Source organism: Cupriavidus malaysiensis (genome assembly GCF_001854325.1).
In the GTDB taxonomy this organism is placed as follows: domain Bacteria; phylum Pseudomonadota; class Gammaproteobacteria; order Burkholderiales; family Burkholderiaceae; genus Cupriavidus; species Cupriavidus malaysiensis.
In genome coordinates, this window is sequence record NZ_CP017754.1 from 2,584,733 (window position 1) to 2,604,387 (window position 19,655).

Annotated in this window: 15 protein-coding genes; 1 reads left to right on the forward strand and 14 read right to left on the reverse strand. The window is 67.1% G+C overall.

Features of this window, described 5'->3' with window-relative positions; genetic code table 11:
• Nucleotides 1-192 precede the first annotated feature (192 nt).
• Complete coding sequence (locus BKK80_RS37830) at nucleotides 193-5,688, reverse strand: autotransporter domain-containing protein (RefSeq protein ID WP_084545558.1); 5,496 nt, start codon at nucleotides 5,686-5,688, stop codon at nucleotides 193-195.
• A gap of 347 nt (nucleotides 5,689-6,035) precedes the next feature.
• Here BKK80_RS37830 and BKK80_RS36380 point away from each other — a divergent pair, with 347 nt between their 5' ends.
• Nucleotides 6,036-6,269, forward strand: coding sequence for a hypothetical protein (locus tag BKK80_RS36380; RefSeq protein ID WP_157128342.1), 234 nt, complete (start codon nucleotides 6,036-6,038; stop codon nucleotides 6,267-6,269).
• 158 nt (nucleotides 6,270-6,427) lie between these two features.
• Here BKK80_RS36380 and BKK80_RS11425 read toward each other — a convergent pair whose 3' ends face one another.
• The 13 genes from BKK80_RS11425 to pncA all read right to left on the reverse strand — a co-directional run bounded on the left by BKK80_RS11425 (nucleotide 6,428) and on the right by pncA (nucleotide 19,634).
• Nucleotides 6,428-7,348 (reverse strand): alpha/beta fold hydrolase, encoded by a 921-nt coding sequence (locus tag BKK80_RS11425; RefSeq protein WP_071069463.1) that lies wholly within the window; start codon nucleotides 7,346-7,348, stop codon nucleotides 6,428-6,430.
• 41 nt (nucleotides 7,349-7,389) lie between these two features.
• Nucleotides 7,390-8,292, reverse strand: coding sequence for an SDR family oxidoreductase (locus BKK80_RS11430; protein ID WP_071012853.1), 903 nt, complete (start codon nucleotides 8,290-8,292; stop codon nucleotides 7,390-7,392).
• Between the two features lie 64 nt (nucleotides 8,293-8,356).
• Nucleotides 8,357-9,319 (reverse strand): glutathione S-transferase family protein, encoded by a 963-nt coding sequence (locus BKK80_RS11435; RefSeq protein ID WP_236903665.1) that lies wholly within the window; start codon nucleotides 9,317-9,319, stop codon nucleotides 8,357-8,359.
• A gap of 68 nt (nucleotides 9,320-9,387) precedes the next feature.
• A complete protein-coding gene (locus BKK80_RS11440; protein ID WP_071069468.1) occupies nucleotides 9,388-10,200 on the reverse strand; it encodes an SDR family oxidoreductase in 813 nt (270 codons plus the stop codon).
• Nucleotides 10,201-10,203: 3 nt separating this feature from the next.
• Entirely contained in the window at nucleotides 10,204-11,046 is an 843-nt protein-coding gene (locus BKK80_RS11445; protein ID WP_071069471.1) for a class II aldolase/adducin family protein, read from the reverse strand.
• A gap of 86 nt (nucleotides 11,047-11,132) precedes the next feature.
• Nucleotides 11,133-12,143 (reverse strand): NADP-dependent oxidoreductase, encoded by a 1,011-nt coding sequence (locus tag BKK80_RS11450; protein ID WP_071012860.1) that lies wholly within the window; start codon nucleotides 12,141-12,143, stop codon nucleotides 11,133-11,135.
• A gap of 72 nt (nucleotides 12,144-12,215) precedes the next feature.
• A complete protein-coding gene (locus BKK80_RS11455; protein WP_231908047.1) occupies nucleotides 12,216-13,514 on the reverse strand; it encodes a serine hydrolase domain-containing protein in 1,299 nt (432 codons plus the stop codon).
• Nucleotides 13,515-13,772: 258 nt separating this feature from the next.
• On the reverse strand, nucleotides 13,773-14,210 hold the full coding sequence (locus BKK80_RS11460) for a PaaI family thioesterase (protein ID WP_071012861.1): 438 nt from the start codon (nucleotides 14,208-14,210) through the stop codon (nucleotides 13,773-13,775).
• A 100-nt stretch (nucleotides 14,211-14,310) separates the two neighbouring features.
• Nucleotides 14,311-15,093: an SDR family oxidoreductase gene (locus BKK80_RS11465; RefSeq protein WP_071036902.1), complete on the reverse strand. Its 783-nt coding sequence runs from the start codon at nucleotides 15,091-15,093 to the stop codon at nucleotides 14,311-14,313.
• 99 nt (nucleotides 15,094-15,192) lie between these two features.
• Nucleotides 15,193-17,055 (reverse strand): acyl-CoA dehydrogenase, encoded by a 1,863-nt coding sequence (locus tag BKK80_RS11470; RefSeq protein WP_071069472.1) that lies wholly within the window; start codon nucleotides 17,053-17,055, stop codon nucleotides 15,193-15,195.
• Between the two features lie 197 nt (nucleotides 17,056-17,252).
• Entirely contained in the window at nucleotides 17,253-17,687 is a 435-nt protein-coding gene (locus BKK80_RS11475; RefSeq protein ID WP_231907909.1) for a PaaI family thioesterase, read from the reverse strand.
• The gene (locus tag BKK80_RS11480; RefSeq protein WP_071012866.1) at nucleotides 17,687-18,865 is read right to left on the reverse strand and encodes an acetyl-CoA C-acyltransferase; all 1,179 of its coding nucleotides are present in this window, start codon (nucleotides 18,863-18,865) and stop codon (nucleotides 17,687-17,689) included. The genes BKK80_RS11475 and BKK80_RS11480 overlap by 1 nt, the downstream gene beginning before the upstream one ends.
• A gap of 73 nt (nucleotides 18,866-18,938) precedes the next feature.
• Nucleotides 18,939-19,634, reverse strand: a complete 696-nt coding sequence (gene pncA / locus BKK80_RS11485; RefSeq protein WP_071069474.1) for a bifunctional nicotinamidase/pyrazinamidase — start codon at nucleotides 19,632-19,634, stop codon at nucleotides 18,939-18,941.
• Between the last annotated feature and the right edge of the window lie 21 nt (nucleotides 19,635-19,655).

The following is a 19,655-nucleotide window of genomic DNA, read 5'->3' on the forward strand; positions in this document are numbered from 1 at the left end:
TCGGCCCGCTTGCCGCCGGGCCAGCCGCGGCGCGCGGACCGTGGCAGTGCGGCGCGCTTCCTGTCCGCGGTCAATCTGCACGGACGCGGCTGAAGCAAGTCATGGTGGAGAAGAGCCTGGGCAAAGCGCGTCGATCGGCCACGAGGCGGCTTCGACCGGCCTGTCTCCTGGACCACCTGACGCACACTCCACTCAATGGAAGCCCCAGCGCAGGTTCAACCTGCCGCGATGCTCTCGGTTGTTGCCGGCATGCTGCCCGGCATATCCCAGGCTCAGCGTGGCATTGCGGGAAATCGCCACTTCCCCGCCAACTTCGATCAACGCCGCATTGCGCGCGATCGGCGTTCCAGTCACCGTGAAGGTTTCGCTACCCCGGAACGCCAGTGTGCTTTCCGGGGTCACGCTGCCCAGGGCATGGCGCCAGCCCAGGCTTGCCGTGACACTGCCCTTGGCAGCCCCCAGTTCAAACGGTGTGCGTCCACGAACACCGAGCGTGATGCTCGTCTGGTTGTCACGCTTGCGCTGGCCGTCCAGTGCGGCCGACCCGCCCGATTCGGAAAACCCGCGTGTACGGGTGTCGCTCCAGGCGATGCCGGCGAAGGGCTCAACCGTCGCGTCACGCACAGGAAGGGCGTAGCCGGTTTCAGCGAAGAGCTGGCCGGTGCCCGCACCGTAATCGGCCGTAAGCGTCTGATCCAGGCCGGCGCCCGCCACCTTGCGCTCGGTATCGATGCCATGCCAGGTGTAGCCTCCGCCCATCATCAGGTTGAGCTTGCCTGAGCCGGCTTCAAAGGCCTTGCCGCCATACAGCAGTGCGCCATAGCTCTTGACACTGGCCTTGGACGCGCGGGCATCGGTGTGGATGCTGCTATCCGTAAAGCCCAATGTGCCGCCGACACGCCAGCCGTCGCCCACGGCACCATCGGCACCCACGGAAATTCCGTACAGGGATTGCTTGATGCCCGCGGTGTCGCTGGTGCCATCGATGATCTGCCGGCCGCCGCTCACTTCCGCCCAGAATGGCTGTGCTTCCGGCACAGGCAGCGCGCCGCCCGGATCTGGCGCATCGACCGTGCCGGCGTCGGCGATCGTGGTGTCAGCTTCAGGAGACGCGCGGAAATGGCTGCGCATGGAGTTGAGCGACGCCTTATGCATCGAGAATAGCCGGGCTCCCGAGGCAGTGGCGCCAGCCTGAGGGGAAGCGCTGAGGTTGTTGCGCAGATGGTTGAGCGACAGGGTGCGCATCGAGCCGACGCCGCTGTGCAAGACCGCGCCGAGGCTGGCATGCGCCTCGCCGGAGAGGCTGTTGAACACCCCAGGCGGCGCTCCATTCGGCATGGTCAGCAGTTGCTGATAGAGCTCGCTGTTGGTGGGCAGGCTATCGAGGGCGCGTGCCACGGCACGCTGGTTCGGGGATTGCGCGAGCGAGGCAAAGCGTCCGCTTTGCCCGAATCTCAGCAGCACGGCAGTCGGGGTATAGGTCAGATTGGGTTCCAGGATGGCGAAGTCGGACTTCACCTGATCGAACTTGCCGTTGACGCCGCCGTCCGCGGTCAGGATCGTATAGTCGTGATTGGCCTTGAAATCCGTGCCGGTGTGCAGTGCCGTGCCGCCTTGCAGATCGGCTTTGCCGCTGGCGCTGACCCTGGTGTTCTGGTAGCCGTTCGAAGCCAGCTCGAGCGTCGACCCGGGCAGCATCGTCAGGTCTCCGGCAATCTTCAGGCTGCCGGGGTTGGCGGCCTGATTCCCAGGAGTGGGAACGTAGTATCCGGGAGAGAGAATGCCACCCGCGCCGACGACGGTCGAACCCACCGTTCCATACCCTGCCAGCTTCGCGCCTTCCGCGACATGCACGGGTCCGGAAACGCGCGCCTGTGCCCAGGACCCATCGTGTTGGCCGACTACCAGCGTACCGGCACTCACTGTTGTGGTACCGGTGTAGGTATTGCTGCCGTCCAGTATCACCTTCCCGGCGCCAGTCTTGACCAGGCTGCCACCCGTGCCTTGGCCCTCGCCGCCATCCGCAATCACGCCACCCAGCACGCTGTCGTGGCCGAGTCCGCCGATGATCAGCGTCTTGCTGCCGAGGAAGACGTCCCCCTCGCCGCTGAGCGCGCCGATCGCCGTGCCAGCCGATGTCAAGCCGCTGATATCGACGCGTCCGCCCGCTTTGTTGGCGATCCGGGCAGTGTCCGCACTGGCTTGATCGCGCAAGAAGATGCTGCCTTGGAACTCGTTGGTCATCCTGGCTTCCCCGGCAGACGCCTGCGCGGAAAAGACCGTCGCGCCTTGCCCCTGGTTGACGATGGAAGCCGTGCCGGCGCTTGTCTGTTCGGAGAACGACGTGGCGCCGCCATGGTCGTTGTGGATCGACAACGCCTGGGCATCGGCGTTTGCCTCGAAACGCAGAAGCGAGCCGCTTCCCGTGACACGGACCGGACCGCTGCCCAGCGCGCCGGTGGCCCCTGCCGCCAGGGTGCCTGCCTGCACCGAGGTGCCACCCTGGTAGTCGTTGGCGCGCGCGATCTTCAGCGTTCCAGCGCCTGTCTTTTCCAGTACCCCGTTACCGCTGATATCGCCTTTCAGGTCGAGCACCGTGGACATCTGCGTGTCGAAGGTGCCGCGCCCCTCCAGCAGGACGGAGCGGACCGTCGCCATATCGGCGGTCGTGCGCAAGGCGCCGCCGTTGAAGTGCAGCCCGTTGTCGGAGGCCCCCAGCGCGGTGTCGGCGGACACCGCAAGCGTACCGGCGGAGAGCTTGTTGCCACCGCTGTAGGTGTTGGCGGCGGTGAGGACCAGGGTCCCGGCCCCGGTCTTGTTCAGGCCGTCCGTGCCCGCGATGACGGCGTCGATCGTGGCGGTGTGCTGCGCTCCCGCCGCAGAACCGTCTCCCACGCGGATCTCCACCGGTGCCGGGTGCTCGCCATCGGCGACAAGGTGCAGCGCATCTCCGCGGAGCGTGTAGCCGTCGGTCGCGAACTGGATTCCCCTTGCCTGCACGGTGCCCTCGGCGCTGCTGAGGGTGACATCGCCCCGCTCACCCGAAAAGATGGCGAATCCCGGCTTCGGCTGCATGGGCCCGCTCTGTGTCCCCATGGCATCCGCCCACATCGGCGATGCATTCGACCAGATGCCGGAACCCCCGCCGAGTTGCGTGGCGCTGGCGGCACCATTGGCGTTCCAGAAGTTGAGCGTGGCCCCGCTGCTGTTGACCAGGTTGATCTGTTTGGCCGAGTCCAGGTACTGCAAGGACAGCGATGAGCCTGCCGGACTGGCCCCCAGCACCAGCCCGCCATGGCGTTGCGTCAGGATGCCGTCATAGTCGAAGAGGCGATACAGCCCCACCCCCAGGCCGCCTGCATTGCTGGTATTGACGGTAGCGCCCTCGAGGGTCAGGTCCCCATGCACGCGGACGCTGCCGCTCTGGCCGGCGGATCCTGATGCACCCGGCGCGCCAAGGACGGAGGCGACGATGCTGCCCGAAGCCAGGGTCAGGTCACCGTTCACGGTCAATGTCCCGCCCTGGGCACCGCCCGGCGCCAGGATCCCTGCTGCGGCGACAGTGGTGCTGCCCACGCTGCCGTGCCCAGCGAGCGTGCTGTCGCTCGCCACGGACACGGCGCTGGCCACGGAGGCGTCGACTCCTTCGGAGTCGCCCACCAGGAGGGTTCCCTGACGGACTTCGGTGGGACCGCTGTATGTATTGGCGCCGTTCAGCGTCAGGGTGCTGGCGCCTGTCTTGACGATGCCGAGCCTGCCTGCGCCGCCATCCCGGATCCGGCCGCTGTAGAACGAATCACCGTGGATGCTGCCATCGACCACCAGCGCCGCATCGTCGGTACCGGTGTTCTGGATGAAACTGTCGTGCGGCTTTGCCCATGGTGCCGTTGCCGGGATGGAAGTGATCTTCCCGATGGTCGTGCTGTGACCATTCAGATGCAGCAGGCCCCCGTTTGTGTATTCGGTTCCGAACTCGATGACCGCATTGGTGCTGAGGGCATTATGGGCTTCGACCTCGATGCGGCCATCTTCTTCGGCCACGATCCGTCCGCCATCCACGGCATGGGTTGCGGTGGCGTGCAGCACGCCACCGATTATCTGCTGCCCACCGGTGATCGCCCGCGGCACCAACGCATTCAGATTGCCGCCTACCCTGATTCGTCCGCCACTGACGGCCTCCGCAGCCTTGGCATTCAGGGCGCCACCAATGGTGAAATACCCATAGATTGAATCCGCAACATTGGCATTTATCGTTCCGCCCCGCGCCATTGATACGTTGGCGCCGTGGAGGAGCTCTCGATCATCATGGAAATTCTGGGCCGCGTTTATATTGAGCGTAGTGCTATCCTTGAAGTATATATCCCACCAATTGGCGGTTCTAAGCACATCCTCGCCATTCAGGTTGAGGGTACTGCTGTCCTGAAACCAGAGGCGATCCCAGATGGGCACGTCAGGCTTATACCCGGCGGGCCCTATCGCTCGCGGCGCATTGATCTCCATCGTGCTGTTGTCGTGGAAGTCAATGCTCGAGACGAAGTAGCCTCCACCTGTTGAAGCCCGAAAAGGACTTTCCACCAGGGCATTTTCGCTGGCGAGCACGAACTTGCTGCCGTCATAGAACCTTGGCCTTGCGCTCACCGCCTGCGCGGCATTGGCATTCAACGTGCTGTTGTCGTGAAATTCGAAGGTAGGGGAGTAACCGCCTTCGCTGCCGAGCGCCTCCGCAACATTGGCGTTCATGACGCTACGGCCACGCATGTAAATATAAGCCGCTGCACGCTCAGCATTGAGGTTCAGTGTACTGTCGTCGAAAAAACTGGAGTTCGTGAAGGCGCCGGTTGCATTTGCCATGGCAACACTGCTGCCATAAAAGGTGGCGTCCCACAGTCCATATTCGGCGTTTCCATTTGCCACGCTTTGGTCAAGAAACGCTATGCTTGCTGGCAGGTACTCCTCTCCTTCCGTTCCCGGCCGAGCGGTACTCGTGCCGAGGACCGCGTTCTGTGCATTGATATTGAAAGTGCTTTGATCCCGGAACGTCAGTTTTGGAGGCCGCGCCGAAGGCGTGTAACTCTCTTTCCCCAAGATGCCATTGGTCTCCGATACTGTCAGCGTACTCGCCCCGGAGAAGTCAAGCGTTCCGACGAACATGCCACGGTATCTTCGAACATCGAGCTTGCTGTTATCGGTAAACCGGGCACTCTCTGCATTGAATATGCCGTCCTCGAGAGAGATCGTAGTGCCGTCGAGAATCATGGCGCTGTTGTCGTGGAAGCTCTGCTCACCACCGGTGATCGCGTTGCTCACGCTCGACTGGAGCACGCTGTTGCCATGGAAGCGCTGCACCCCTCCTGTCAGGGCATGCGCGGCGTTGATGTCCAGGCGAGACTCGTCGCGGAAGGTCTGTTCACCGCCACGAATGGCATTCTTTTCATCCGCTTCGAGGCGGCTGTTTTCGAGGAAGAGCTGCTTGCCACCGGCAAACGGCCCATGAACGACCTCATTTCCGGCGTAGACCTGTGCCATTGCACGCTCGGCAGGATGCACCAGCAGGCCGCCGACGGCGATCGCGAGAGCCAGGCTCCGACACTGTGAACGCCCGTTTTTAGAGTGCCCCTTGGCGACCTCGCTGACAGCCTGCCAGATTCCGATACTCCGATTGAAAATAATCCGATAAGTGTGATTCATGGCTTCCGTGTGTTCTTGCGTTGCTTTTCCAGCCGAGCTGGCGCTGGGGCAGCACGATCTGATAGCGACCCACGGAAATTGTCGAGGCTTGACTATTGGGAAATATGTGGGAATACCTCATTCTCCACAAGGAATAATCCCAACCTCCCTGGCAATATGCATCCAAATCCGAATAATGCGACCTGACATGAGAATTGAGGACGCAATGGAAATAGGAAAGCTCAGTGAAAGTCAGATCTTGGTGATCTTGAAGGAAGAAACGTGCGACTTGAGGGGAAACCGGTGTGCCGCAAGCCTGGGATTAGCGCTGCCACCTATTCCAGCACACCTGCTCCGGCGCGACGCGCATGCGCGAACTTGAGGCAGAGAACGCGCGGCACAAGCGGATGCATGCCGGCTCGGCGCTGGAGCGCGCTGCCATGAAGGACATGTTGTCCCGAGGAGGTGACGCCGTCCGCAAAGCGGCGGCCGCTGCGACTGAAGGCCAAGGAACGCCGCACGCCGCGTCACGACGCGACATTGCCACCGAACTCACACGCCGCGCCGAACCTCACGCTGGCGGCAGCGGCAAGAGTCGCTGAGTTATCGAACGAACAACCGCGATCGGACGTTCGCAAGGGGCACTTCGCAGTTGAAGACTCAAGACACTAACGGCAAGCGCCCACCGCCCGCCAGGGACAATCGGCCCGCTTGCGGCCGGGCCAGCCGCGGCGCGCGGACCGTGGCAGTGCGGCGCGCCTCAGGACAGGAAGCCGCGGATCAACCGGTTGATGCGCTCCGGCTGCTCATGGATGACCCAGTGCGTGCCCTCCGGGATGCGCTCCAGCCGCATGCCGGGCACGAAGCGATCCAGGCCCTCCACCAGCGACTTGGGCAGGGCGGTATCGCGCTCGCCCCAGATCACCAGGGTCGGCACGCGCACGACGAAGTCGTCGGGATTGAGGCGCGACACATCGGGCGCCGCTTCGCCCGGCTGCGGCGGATGCATCGGCGAGGCCCGGTAGAAGTTGACGCCGCCGGTGAGCGGATGCGAACCCGCCGCGCCCGGCTGCGACCAGGCGGCGTGGTACTTGGCGCGCGTCTCGCCGGCGAACCAGGGCGCCGGCTGTGCACCCTTGCCGGTCAGCATCGCCTCCAGCATGGCGAAGTTGTCGGCGGCCAGCGCCTGCTCGGAACCCGGCTTGCGCAGCCAGTTCATATAGGCCGAGGCCGCTTGCTGGGCGGGGTCGTGCGCCAGCGCCTGCGCGAACAGGTAGGGGTGCGGCGAATTGACGATGACCAGCCGCTCGACCAGGGCGGGATGCTGCAGCGCCAGGTTCCAGCAGATGGCGCCGCCCCAGTCGTGTGCCACCACGATCGCGCGCTGGTAGCCGAGCACGCCGATCAGCTGCACCAGGTCTTCGACGATATGGCGCGGCTTGTAGGCGTCGACCTCCGCCGGCTTGCTCGACAGGTTGAAGCCGCGCAGGTCTGGCGCGACCGCATAGTGCGTCTGCCCGAACTCGGCGAGCTGCGCCTCCCACTCGTACCAGAACTCCGGGAAGCCATGCACGAAGAGCATCAGCGGCTTGCCCGGCTCGCCGGCACTGGCGTAGTGCAGGCGGGTGCCGTTGGGCAGGTCGGCGAACTGCAGGTGGCGGATCACGGCGGCAGCGGTCATGGCATCTCCCTCGGATTGGATCGGTAGGCGGCCCGGCGGCATCAGCCGCGCAAGGCCTTGCTCAGTTCCTCGCGCATGCCCGGCTTGTCGGCGAAGGGGTCGCCCGGATTGCGCTGGGCGATCAGCGCCTCGAAGCGCTGCTGCACCGGAGCCAGCGATTGCGGATGGGAATAGATGTAGAAGCGGTCCTCGCGGATGGCGTCGAAGGTCATTTCTGCGACGTGCTGGGCGGTCACCTTGCCCGAGCTCACGGCCTTGTCCGACAGCGCCTGCGACACCAGCTGCGAGCGCGTCGGCGGCGCGGCGTTGGCCAGGTCGGCGGGACGGTTGCGCTGCGACTGCGAAATGCCGGTCGGCACGAAATAGGGGCACAGCACCGAGCAGCCGACCTGCTCGGTGACCAGGCTCAGGTCCTGGTACAGCGTCTCGCTCAGCGACACCACCGCGTGCTTGGAAACGTTGTAGACGCCCATCGCCGGCGGATTGAGCAGGCCCGCCATCGACGCCGTGTTGACGATGTGCCCGCGGTAGGAAGGGTCGCGCTCGGCGGCGGCCAGCATCAGCGGCGTGAAGATGCGCACGCCGTGGATGACGCCGTACAGGTTGACCCCCAGCACCCACTCCCAGTCACGCTCGGAGTTCTCCCATACCAGCCCGCCGGCGCCGACACCGGCGTTGTTGAACAGCAGGTTGACCTCGCCGAAGGCCGCCATGGCGGCATCCGCCAGGGCCTGTACCTGCTCGGCCTTGGACACATCGGTACGCACGCCGATGACCTGCGCGCCCTGCGCCTTGCATTCCGCCACCACGGCGTCCAGCGCTTCCTGCTGCACGTCCGCCAGCACCAGCTTCATGCCGAGCGTGGTGCCAAGGCGGGCGAATTCCTTGCCGAAACCGGAGCCACCGCCGGTGATCACTGCGACCTTGCCTTCGAATTGCTTCATGTTTGCCGTCCGTTCCTGACGTGTGAATGTCGATCGTGTGAGTGTGGGATGCAGGCGCCCGCCTTCAGGCCGCGCGCTGCACGTGGAAGCCCAGGCGCGGGAAATGCACGTTGAGGGCGCCGGCGCGCGGGTCCTGGCGCCGCAGCGTCACCATGCGGTCGTCCAGGGACACCAGCGTGCCGGACACCGGATCGCGCGCATAGTCGGTCGGCGTGACGCAGACGCCGTCGCCGACCGCAAACCCGCTGTCGGCCGAGGCCTGCGCCGTCAGCGGCTGCGGCACCGCGGCCTGCGCGGCGGCCAGGGCCGTGGCGCTGTCGATGACACGCACCTCGCCGTGGCCGAAGGCCTGCATGCGCGCATACCACGACTGGATGGCCGGATAGCCCTCCAGCCAGGCCGTCTGCACCGGCGCGCGCTTGAGAAACCAGAGGTTGTGATAGAGCGAGAAGTCCGCCAGCGACAGAGCCGCGCCGGCCACGTGCGACACGCCGCCGGCCACCTGCACTTCGAGCCGGGCCAGGGTGTCGCGCAGCAGCGCGGCGGCCTCGCCCAGCGGCACGCCGAGCGCATTGCCGTCGCCGCGCATGGCCTTGCGGTCGGCGCGGAAGGCCTGGATCTGCTCGGGCGTCATGCGGCCCAGGATCTCCTGCGCGCCGCCGGTCTGGAACAGGTAGGACGCCACCGCGCCGAACAGGACCGTATCGAACCAGCTGGCGAGCAGGCGCGCGGCGCCCGCCTGGGCTGGCGGGTACAGCGGCGCCGGGGACGGCGCCAGCGCGTCGATCACGTCGCAGATCAGCGCCGTGTCGCAATAGACGTCGGCACCGATCTGCAGCACCGGCGTGCGGCGGTAGCCGCCGGTCAGCGCGATCACGTCGGGCTTGGGCAGGATGGGCGGGATCTCGACCGCCTGCCAGGCCAGGCCCTTGGCGCCCAGCAGCAGCCGGACCTTCTCGGAAAACGGGGATGTCGCGTATTGATGCAGGATCAGCTCAGCCATGTCCTCTTCTCGTTGTTTCTTCATCTGCTCGCGCCGGGCCGCGCGTGCCAACCGGCGGCACCCGCCGCCGGCGGGTGCCGCCCTCCTTGTTGCTAACGTCCTGCCTGCTTGAGCGCGCGCAGGGCCATGCGGTCGACCAGCCCCGGCGCCAGCAGCTTGAGCCAGAGCCCGAGCCGCCCTTTCGCCGTCATCACCAGCTCGCGCCGGCGCGCGGCCATGGCGGCCAGCATCTGGCGCGCGCACTCCTGCGCGCTCATGGCATCGTCCTCGCGCAGCCGGCTCTCGCCCAGCGGCCGGCCGTCGGGCCCGAAGCCCGCCACCCGCGTGGCCGTGGCCACCACGCCGGGAAAGACCACGCAGACATCCACTCCGCTGCCCCGCAATTCGCAGCGCAGCGCCTCGCAGAAACCCGCCAGCGCGAACTTGCTGGCCGAGTAGGCGGTGCGGCCCGGTACGCCGACCTTGCCGGCCAGGCTCGATACCGCCACCACCAGGCCGCGGCGCTGGCGCAGGTGGGGCAGCGCCTCGCGCGTGCACCACATGGCGCCGAAGTAGTTCACACGCATCACGGTCTCGTAGTAGGCGAAGTCGGAGACCTGCTCGAAGTAGCCATGCGCCGAGACGCCGGCATTGTTGACCAGTACGTCGATGCCGCCGAAGTGCGCGGCGACCTCGGCCACCAGTTGCCGGCAGGCGTCCTCGCTCGACACATCGGTCCGCCAGGCCACCGCGTCGGCGGCGGGATGCTCGCGGCGGATGCGCGCCACCAGCTCGTCCAGGCGCTCCAGCCGCCGGGCCGCCAGCGCCAGCCGCGCGCCCTGCTGCGCCAGCAGCAGGGCCAGTTCCGCGCCGATGCCGTCGGAGGCGCCGGTGATCAGCACCACCTTTCCGGTGAAGGGCGCCACGGCTCAGTCCAGCAGGTCCGGTTGTTCCTTGACGATGCGCGCATAGAGCGGCTGGAACTGGAACCAGCCCGCCTGCGACGTGCCGACGATGGAGTAGGCCTGGCGCGCGGCCGCGGCCGAGATCACCTTGAGCGGTGCATTGGTGCGCGCCGCGGCGGCCTCGGCCAGCAGCTGCACCTGGCAGGAGCGCTCCATGGTGATGAACCACCAGGCCGCCTCGTCGACCGTCTTGCCGACGGTCAGCAGGCCGTGGTTCTGCAGGATCGCGGCCTTGTTCTGGCCGAGCGCGTTGGCGATGCGCTGGCCTTCGTCCAGTTCCACCACCACGCCGCCGAAATCGTCGTAGACGGCGTGGTCGTTGTAGAAGGCGCACACGTCCTGCGTGAGTGCGTCGAGCGGACGCCCCAGGGTGGACCAGGCGCGCCCGTAGGTGCTGTGCGAATGCGCGGCAGCCACCGCATCGGAGCGGGTCTGGTGCACACGCGAATGGATGGCGAAGGCGGCCGCGTTGACCGGGTAATCGCCCTCCACCACATTGCCGTGGTGATCGCAGCGGATCAGGTTGGAGAGCTTGACCTGGCTGAAGTGCACGCCGAAGGGATTGACCCAGAACGTGTCGGTGAACTCGGGATCGCGCGCGGTGATGTGGCCGGCCACGCCCTCGTCGAAGCCGAAGCGCGAGAACAGCCGGAAGGCCGCCGCCAGGCGCTGCTTGCGGTGCAGGCGTTCCTCGGCAGCGGTGGCGAACTGCGGCGGGCGCGGCAGCATGCGGTAGCGCGCCTTGATCTCTTCCGACAGGCCGGCGGCCATCTCATCATCCCTGGCGGGCATGGCAGGTGCATTCATAGGGTGTCTCCTCTTGTTGTCCGGGCCGCGTGCGCGGCCTCCTGTGCCTGGCATGCGGGGCGGCGCGGCCGCCCCGGCGCGCCGGCTTACACCAGCTTGACCAGCTGCTTGCCGAAGTTCTTGCCCTTGAGCAGGCCCATGAAGGCCTCCGGCGCGCTGGCCAGGCCCTGCGCCACGGTCTCGCGGAACTTGATCTTGCCCTGGGCCACGCCCGCGCCCAATTCCTGCAGCGCCTGCGGCCAGAACTCCATGTGCTCGGAGACGATGAAGCCCTCCACCGTCAGGCGCGAGACCAGGATCAGCTGCGGATTCTTCAGCGGCAGCGGCTGGCCATCGTAGCCGGCGATCATGCCGCACACGGCGATGCGGCCGAACGGGTTCATGCGCGACAGCACCACGTCGAGCACGTCGCCGCCGACGTTCTCGAAGTAGCCGTCGATGCCGTCGGGCGTGGCCTCCTTCAGCATCATGTACAGCTCCTTGGCATCCTTCGCCGCCTTGTAGTCGACGCAGGCATCGAAGCCGAGTTCATTGACCACGTAGTCGCACTTGTCCTTGCCGCCCGCCACGCCGACCGCGCGGCAGCCCTTGAGCTTGGCCAGCTGGCCGACCACGCTGCCGACCGCGCCCGAGGCGGCGCTGACCACCACGGTCTGGCCGGCCTTGGGCTTGATGATCTGGTTGAGGCCGTACCAGCCGGTGACGCCGGGCATGCCCACCGAGCCGAGGTAGGCCGACAGCGGGATGTGGGTGGTGTCGACCTTCTGGATGCCGGTGCCGTCGCTGACGCCCATTTCCTGCCAGCCGAACATGCCCACCACCTTGTCGCCGGCGCTGAACTTCGGGTTCTTGCTGGCCACCACTTCGCCCACCGTGCCGCCGATCATCACTTCGCCGAGCGGCTGCGGCACCGCATAGGACTTGCTCTCGTTCATGCGCCCGCGCATGTACGGATCCAGCGACAGATAGTGGTTGCGCACCAGCACCTGGCCGTCGGCCAGCTCGGGCACCGGCACGGTCTCGAGGCGGAAGTTGTCCGGCGTCACCGCGCCGGTCGGTCGGGAAGCCAGCACGATGCGTTGGTAGGTCTGCGACATATTCATTTCCTTTCAGGGGAATAGACAGGATAGGACAACGACGGGCCGCCGCGTCCGTCTCCTGCCGCCATTTCACTGCTGCTTCATCAGTTCTTGTGCCAGCGCGCGGAAGGCCGGCAGCGTGACCGGGTCGTTGGCGCCATTGGCCGCGATCGGGTGCGAGGCATAGCGCACAATCGTCATCTGCGCCTTGGGATCGACGTAGATGGCCTGGCCGTGGATGCCGCGCGCCTCGAACGCGCCGTGGTCGTCGTTGGCCACCCACCACATATTGCGGTAGCTCCAGCCCGGCAGCGTGGCATAGCCTGCCTTGGCGAACTTGGCCGGATCGCCGCCGCGGCGGATATCCGCCACCACCGCGGCCGGGATGATCTGGCGGCCGTTGAAGCGGCCGTCGTTGCGCATGGTCTCGCCGAAGCGGGCCAGGTCGCGCAGCGCCGTGTTCAGGCCGCCGCCGCCGGATTCATTGCCGATGCTGTCGACGATGAAATAGGCATCCTGCTCGGCGCCCATCGGTTGCCAGATGCGCTCCGACAGCACGGTCGAGAGGTTCTGTCCGCTCACCCGCTTGACGATCCACGCCAGCAGCTCGGCATTGACCGTCTTGTAGGCGAAGGCGGTGTCATGCTCGCCGTCCTTCTGCAGCGTCTTCAGGAAGGCATAGAAATCCTTCGGGCCGGCGTAGTCGGCCGGGCGCGGGATCATGCCGCCCGCGCGCGAGTAATCCCAGATCTCGGCCTTGGGATCGGCGTAGTTTTCCGAGTACTTGACGCCAACGGTCATGTCCATGACCTCGCGCACCGTGGCATCGCCATAGGCGGTACCCGCCATCTCCGGCAGGTAGCGCGTGACCGGCGCCGACGGATCGAGCTTGCCTTCGGCGGCCAGCATCGCCGCCAGCGTGCCGACGAAGGACTTGGTGACCGACATGGCGATGTGCTGCGTGTGGTCGTCCAGCGCGCCGAAGTACTTTTCGTAGATGACCTTGCCCTTGTGCATCACCAGGATGCCGTCGGTATAGGTCAGCGCCAGCATCTCGGCGAAGGTGTGGCGCTGCCCGTTGGCGTCGGTGTACGGCACCTGGCCGATATCGCGCGGCGCGTGCGGCAGCGCGCTGGGCGCGCCGCGCCCGCGCCAGACCGCCGCGGTCGGCATCAGCTGGCGCACATGGGAGAAGGTCCAGCGGGTGACCGGGAAGCGGTTGCTGGCCAGGTCGAAGCGGATGATCTTGTCCGGCGCCGGCGGAAAGCCCTGCATCCAGCCCAGCGCGAGCGGATCGCTGTCGGCCGCGCTGGCGAAGGTCGGTGCGGCCGGCGCGGTGGCGGCGGAGGCGGGTTGGGCAGCGGTCTGCGCCTGCGCCGGATGGTTCATGGCAATCACTCCCGCGCCAGCCAGTGCCAGCGTGCTCAAGGTATGCGAAAAACGACCGCCGCGGCGCTTGCCGTGCTGGCTGCTCGTCATCTTGTCTCCTCCGTGCGTGTGCAATCGGATCGTTGTGTTTGTTGTACCGCTTGTTTTTATTGTGCTGCTGCTGGTGCTGCCGGTGCTGCCGGTGCTGCCGGTGCGTGCCGGACTGCCGGTGGCGGCCCTGCTTGTCCCGCAGGTGCCGCCCGTCCTCCCCGCCCGGCGTCAGCCGTCGCCGCCCGGCTCCTCGGCACGCGGGCGCTGCGGCGGCTTGCGCTTGACATACTTGAAGGTGCCCGAGCCGCGCGACACCGTCTTGCCTTCGCCGTCGACGATCTCCGCCTCGCAGAAGGCCATGGTCGCGGTGCGGTGCACGCACAGGCCGCGCGCGGTCAGCTTGCCGCGCCCCGGCGCCATGAAGCTGGTCTTCATCTCGATGGTGACGACGCCGCGGTCCTCGCTGTCGGCCGAGCGGCCGGCCATCGCCATGGCGACGTCCAGCAACGTCATCAGCACGCCGCCGTGGGCCATCTCGAGGCTGTTCTCGTGGTGGGGGCGCAGGTCAAGTTCGATCTCGCTGCGTCCCTCGCCGAACTGGTTGCACAGTACGCCGAGGGAGGCGAGGAAGGGAATCTGGATGGGAAAGCCGTTCTTCTGGGTCATGGTCCTACGTGTGGCGAAAAACAGGGGGGCGCCTTGGCGCACCGCTATTAGAACCCATTCCGGTGGCGCAAAGCGCGATCAGACCGCGCTCAGACCGCGCTCAGACCGCGCTGACGCCGCCATCCACCGCCAGGATCTGCCCGGTGATGTGCTTGCCCGCCTGGCTGGCGAACAGCACGGCCGCGCCCTTCAGGTCCTCGTCGTCGCCGAGCCGGTGCAGCGGCACGCCGGCGCACATGGCGTCGACGCCCAGCCGCTCCAGCGAGCCCTTGGTCATCTTGGAGGGGAAGAAGCCCGGCGCCAGCGCGTTGACGGTGATGTTGTGCTCGCCCCACTCGCCGGCCAGGGTGCGCGTGAAGTTGACCACCGCGCCCTTGGAGGTGTTGTAGGCGATGGTCTCCATCGAGCCCGGCGGGTTGCCGGCCAGGCCGGCGATCGAGGCCACGTTGATGATGCGGCCATGGCGGCGCGGGATCATCGACAGCTTGCCGATGCGCTGGGTCAGCAGGAACAGGCCGCGGATATTCAGGTTCATCACCTTGTCCCAGGCCTCGACGGGATGGTCCTCGGCCGGTGCGCCCCAGGTCGCGCCGGCATTGTTGACCAGGATGTCGACGTGGCCCAGGCGGGCCAGCGCTTCGTCGGCCAGGCGCGCGATCTCGGCTTCCTGCGCGCCGTCGGCGGCGATCCAGTCGGCCTCGATGCCGCGTGCCTTCAGGTGGGCCTGTGCCGCCTGCAGTTCATCGGTCTTGCGTGCCGACAGCACCACGCGGGCGCCCTGCTCGCCCAGTGCCTCGGCGATCTGCAGGCCCAGGCCGCGCGAGCCGCCGGTGATCAGGGCGGTACGCCCGCTGAGGTCGAACAGTTCCTTCACGGTACTCATGGTCTTGTCTCCGCTGCTTGCTCAGGCGCGCTCCGGCGCGCCGTGTGGTTCGTCTTGAGTTCGTGTGGGGGGCTCGTATGCCGCCCCGGCCCGGTCCGCTCAGAACCAGGCGTCCTGCATGTCCAGCGTGGTGCGGTCCAGCGAGGCCAGCAGGTCGAGCTGCGGCCCTACCTTGGGCAGTTCCCATTGGAAGAAGTAGGCGGCCGCGGCCAGCTTGCCGCGGTAGAAGTCCTGCTCCTGCGCGCTGGCGCCTGCGGCCAGGGCCGCCTGGGCGATCAGCGCTTGCTCCAGCCAGATCCAGGCCACCACTACGTGGCCGAAGGCCTCCAGGTAGACCGAGGCATTGGCCAGCGTCACGTTGGGATCGCCCGCCGCCCACAGGGCCTGCGTGACCTCCGCCAGGCGCGCGGCAGCCTTGCCCAGCGCCTTCCCCTGCGCCGCCAGCGCGGCGTCGCCGCTGGCCTGCGCGCGGCCGATGGTGGCCGCCAGTTCCTGGGCCAGCGTCTTGAAGGCGGCGCCGTCCTTCATCACCACCTTGCGGCCCAGCAGGTCCAGGCCCTGGATGCCGTGCGTGCCCTCGTGGATCGGATTGAGGCGGTTGTCGCGGTAGAACTGCTCGACGTTGTATTCGCGCGTGTAGCCGTAGCCGCCGTGCACCTGGATGGCCAGGCTGTTGGCTTCCAGGCACCATTGCGAGGGCCAGCTCTTGGCGATCGGCGTGAGGATGTCCAGCAGCAGCGCCAGGCGTCCGTGCGCGGCGGCGTCGCCGGCCGCGGCGGCGGCACGCTCGCGGTCGACCAGCTGCGCGCAGTACAGGTTCAGCGCCAGGCCGCCTTCCACGTAGCTCTTCTGCGCCAGCAGCATGCGGCGGATGTCGGCATGCTCGACCAGGCGCACCTGCGGGCTGGCCGGATCCTTGCCGCCGGGGCCGACGGGGCGGCCTTGCGGGCGGTTGCGGGCATAGTCCAGCGCATGCAGGTAGCCGGTGTAGCCCAGCATCACCGCGCCCAGGCCGACGCCGATGCGGGCCTCGTTCATCATGTGGAACATGCAGGCCAGGCCCTGGTGGGGCTCGCCGACCAGGTAGCCGATGGCGCCGGCCTTGCCGGCCGGGCGGTAGCGGGTGCCTTCGCCGAAGTTGAGCAGGCAGTTGGTGGTGCCGCGGTAGCCCATCTTGTGGTTCAGGCCGGCCAGCGCCACGTCGTTGTGCTCGCCAAGCGAACCGTCGGGGTTGACCAGGTACTTCGGCACGATGAACAGCGAGATGCCCTTGACGCCGGGGATCAGCTTACCGTCCGGGCCCGGGATCTTGGCCAGCACCAGGTGCACGATGTTGTCGGACAGTTCGTGCTCGCCGGCCGAGATCCACATCTTGTTGCCGCGCAGGCGGTACTGCGCGCCCAGCGGCGACTCGCCCTCGTAGTCGGCACGCGTGGTGATGTCGGACAGCGAGGAACCGGCCTGCGGTTCGGACAGGCACATGGTGCCGAAGAAGCGCCCGTCCAGTTCCGGCTTGACGAAGGTGTCGATCTGCGCGGGCGTGCCGTGCGCCATCAGCAGGTTGGCGTTGCCGATGGTCAGGAAAGGATAGGAGCTGGTGCCGACGTTGGCGCCCTTGAAGTAGGCGAAACCGGCCTTCTCCACCACCACCGGCAGCTGCATGCCGCCCAGTTCGAAGTCCTGTCCGGCGGCCATCAGGCCGGCCTCGCAGAAGGCCTTCAGCGCGGTCGAGACCTCGGGAATGATGGTGACCTTGTCGCCGTCGAACTCGGGCTCGTGCTGGTCGTTCTTCTTGTTGTGCGGCGCGAACAGGTCGGTGGCGATCTTCTCGCAGGTGTCGAGCGCGGCGTCGAAAGTCTCGCGGCTGTGCTCGGCATAGCGGGGAATGCGGGACAGTTCCTCGACCCGCAGCCATTCATACAGCAGGAAATTCAGGTCTCGGCGGGATAGGATCAGCGACATGGCAGGATACGGCTCCCAGACGGATGGGTGGGAAATACGAATGCGCGCGGCGCACGGGGCACCGCGCCAGTCTCCGGACCGGCGCGCCGGGATGGCTGGCCGGTTCTCTGTATTGGATCGTTGCCGGACCGGGCTTTGCCCGGTTCAGCGGGTCTGCAGTGGAAAAAAGGCGCTTGCGCGCCCTTCGTCCGTGTCGATCAAGCCGCCTCGCCCAGCCTGGCGATGGTGCCCTGCGCCACCGCGCAGAGCTTCTCCTCGCCATCCTTGACGACGAACACGTCGCAGCGCACCACCGCCTGCTGGCGGCCGTGGCTGACGCATTCGGCGCGCGCGACCAGCAAATCGCCGATCGCGGGACGTACGTAATTGATCTTGAACTCCGAGGTCACCACGGGCGCCGCCATGGCCGCGCCGCCCGCATAGGTCAGCGCGTTGTCGGCCAGGTAGCTGACCACGCCACCGTGGGCGAAGCCGTGCTGCTGGCGCAGCGCCTGCCGCAGCGGCAGGCGCAGCTCGGCCCGCCCCGGCGACATCGCCGCCAGCTCGGCCCCCAGCAGCACCGAGAAGGGCTGGTCCGCCAGCACCTCCCGGCCCCAGGCCAGCATCGCGTCCGCGGTGGCCGGCGCTCCCATCAGAGCACTTCGAACAGCCCGGCCGCGCCCTGGCCGCCGCCGATGCACATGGTCACCACCACGTACTTGACGCCACGGCGCTTGCCTTCGATCAGCGCGTGGCCGACCAGGCGGGCGCCCGACACGCCGTAGGGGTGGCCCACCGCGATGGCGCCGCCGTTGACGTTCAGGCGGTCCATCGGGATGCCCAGCGTGTCGGCGCAGTACAGCACCTGCACGGCGAAGGCTTCGTTCAGCTCCCACAGGCCGATGTCGTCGACCTTCAGGCCAGCCTTCTTCAGCAGCTTGGGCACCGCGAAGACCGGGCCGATGCCCATTTCATCGGGCTCGCAGCCAGCCACGGCGAAGCCGCGGAACACGCCCAGCGGCTGCAGGCCCTTGGCCGCCGCCACGCGGGCATTCATCACCACCGCCGCCGAGGCGCCGTCGGAGAACTGCGAGGCGTTGCCGGCGGTGACCACGCCACCGGGCACGGCGGTGCGGATCTTGGCCACGCCTTCCAGCGTGGTGTCGCCGCGGATGCCCTCGTCGGCCGAGATGGTGACTTCCTTGGTGACGAGTTGGCCGGTGGCCTTGTCGGCCACGCCGGCGAGCACGGTCATCGGCACGATCTCATCCAGGAACTTGCCGGCTTCCAGCGCCGCGAAGGCGCGCTGCTGGCTGCGCACGCCGTACTCGTCCTGGCGCTCCTTCGAAATGTTGTAGCGCTTGGCCACGTTCTCGGCGGTCTGCAGCATGTTCCAGTAGATTTCCGGCTTGTTCTTCGTCAGCCAGCTTTCCTGGACCATGTGGCGGTTCATTTCCTGCTGCACGCAGGAGATGCTCTCCACGCCGCCGGCGACGAAGATGTCACCCTCATCGGCGATCACGCGCTGCGCGGCCATGGCGATGGTCTGCAGGCCGGACGAGCAGAAGCGGTTGACGGTGGCACCGGGCACGGTCACCGGGCAGCCGGCGCGCAGCGCGATCTGGCGGGCGATGTTGGCGCCGGTGGCGCCTTCCGGGTTGGCGCAGCCCATCAGGATGTCTTCCACCTCGCCCGCCTCGATCTTGGCGCGCTCGATGGCGTGCTTGACGGCGTGGCCGCCCAGGGTGGCGCCGTGGGTCATGTTGAAAGCACCCTTCCAGCTCTTGGCCAGGCCGGTCCGTGCGGTCGAAACGATCACTGCCTCGTTCATGTCTTGCTCCTCGGTATCTCTTGGTGTCTTGCGGTATGCGGTTGGCGCGTCGGTTTGCGCATCGGTCTATGCATCAATGGGCCGGACCGGGCCGGGCTGGCTGCGGCAAGGCATCGGACTGGGCGCGCACCACGCCGGCCGCCGCCATCTGCTGCCAGGCGCTCGCCAGCGAGCCCTGCAGGTCGATGGCACGGCAGGCATCCTCGACGACGACCGCCTCGAAACCGGCGGCACGCGCATCGAGCGCGCTCCAGGCCACGCAGAAGTCCGTGGCCAGCCCCACGCAGAACACGCGCCTCACGCCCTGCTCGCGCAGGTAGCCGGCCAGGCCGGTGCGGGTGGCACGGTCCGCCTCCAGGAAGGCGGAGTAGCTGTCCACCTGCCGCTGGCAGCCCTTGCGGACCACCAGCCGTGCGTGCGGTATCGCCAGTCCTGCGTGCAGCGCGGCGCCCGGCGTGTCCTGCACGCAGTGCACCGGCCACAGCACCTGCTCGCCATATGGCAGCGGCAGCGTCTGGAACGGCTGGGCGCCGGCGTGGTTGGCGGCGAACGACACATGGTCGCCCGGATGCCAGTCCTGTGTCAGCACCACCTGCGCGAAGCGGCGCGCCAGCCGGTTGACCACGGGCACGACCTCGTCGCCATGCGGCACGGCAAGCGCGCCGCCCGGCATGAAGTCGTTCTGCACGTCGATCACCAGCAGGCAATCACCGGGGCCGTACTCGAAGCTATCTTCGAAGCCGTTTTCGGAGCCCTTCGCGGTATCCATCTCGCTGCCCTTCCTTGCCAC

Bases quoted from the DNA above. Each gene is read 5' to 3' on its own strand.
- BKK80_RS37830 (WP_084545558.1), bottom strand. From the start codon at position 5,688: ATGAATCACACTTATCGGATTATTTTCAATCGGAGTATCGGAATCTGG.
- BKK80_RS36380 (WP_157128342.1), top strand. From the start codon at position 6,036: ATGCGCGAACTTGAGGCAGAGAACGCGCGGCACAAGCGGATGCATGCC.
- BKK80_RS11425 (WP_071069463.1), bottom strand. From the start codon at position 7,348: ATGACCGCTGCCGCCGTGATCCGCCACCTGCAGTTCGCCGACCTGCCC.
- BKK80_RS11430 (WP_071012853.1), bottom strand. From the start codon at position 8,292: ATGAAGCAATTCGAAGGCAAGGTCGCAGTGATCACCGGCGGTGGCTCC.
- BKK80_RS11435 (WP_236903665.1), bottom strand. From the start codon at position 9,319: ATGAAGAAACAACGAGAAGAGGACATGGCTGAGCTGATCCTGCATCAA.
- BKK80_RS11445 (WP_071069471.1), bottom strand. From the start codon at position 11,046: ATGAATGCACCTGCCATGCCCGCCAGGGATGATGAGATGGCCGCCGGC.
- BKK80_RS11450 (WP_071012860.1), bottom strand. From the start codon at position 12,143: ATGTCGCAGACCTACCAACGCATCGTGCTGGCTTCCCGACCGACCGGC.
- BKK80_RS11455 (WP_231908047.1), bottom strand. From the start codon at position 13,514: ATGAACCATCCGGCGCAGGCGCAGACCGCTGCCCAACCCGCCTCCGCC.
- BKK80_RS11460 (WP_071012861.1), bottom strand. From the start codon at position 14,210: ATGACCCAGAAGAACGGCTTTCCCATCCAGATTCCCTTCCTCGCCTCC.
- BKK80_RS11465 (WP_071036902.1), bottom strand. From the start codon at position 15,093: ATGAGTACCGTGAAGGAACTGTTCGACCTCAGCGGGCGTACCGCCCTG.
- BKK80_RS11470 (WP_071069472.1), bottom strand. From the start codon at position 17,055: ATGTCGCTGATCCTATCCCGCCGAGACCTGAATTTCCTGCTGTATGAA.
- BKK80_RS11475 (WP_231907909.1), bottom strand. From the start codon at position 17,687: ATGGGAGCGCCGGCCACCGCGGACGCGATGCTGGCCTGGGGCCGGGAG.
- BKK80_RS11480 (WP_071012866.1), bottom strand. From the start codon at position 18,865: ATGAACGAGGCAGTGATCGTTTCGACCGCACGGACCGGCCTGGCCAAG.
- pncA (WP_071069474.1), bottom strand. From the start codon at position 19,634: ATGGATACCGCGAAGGGCTCCGAAAACGGCTTCGAAGATAGCTTCGAG.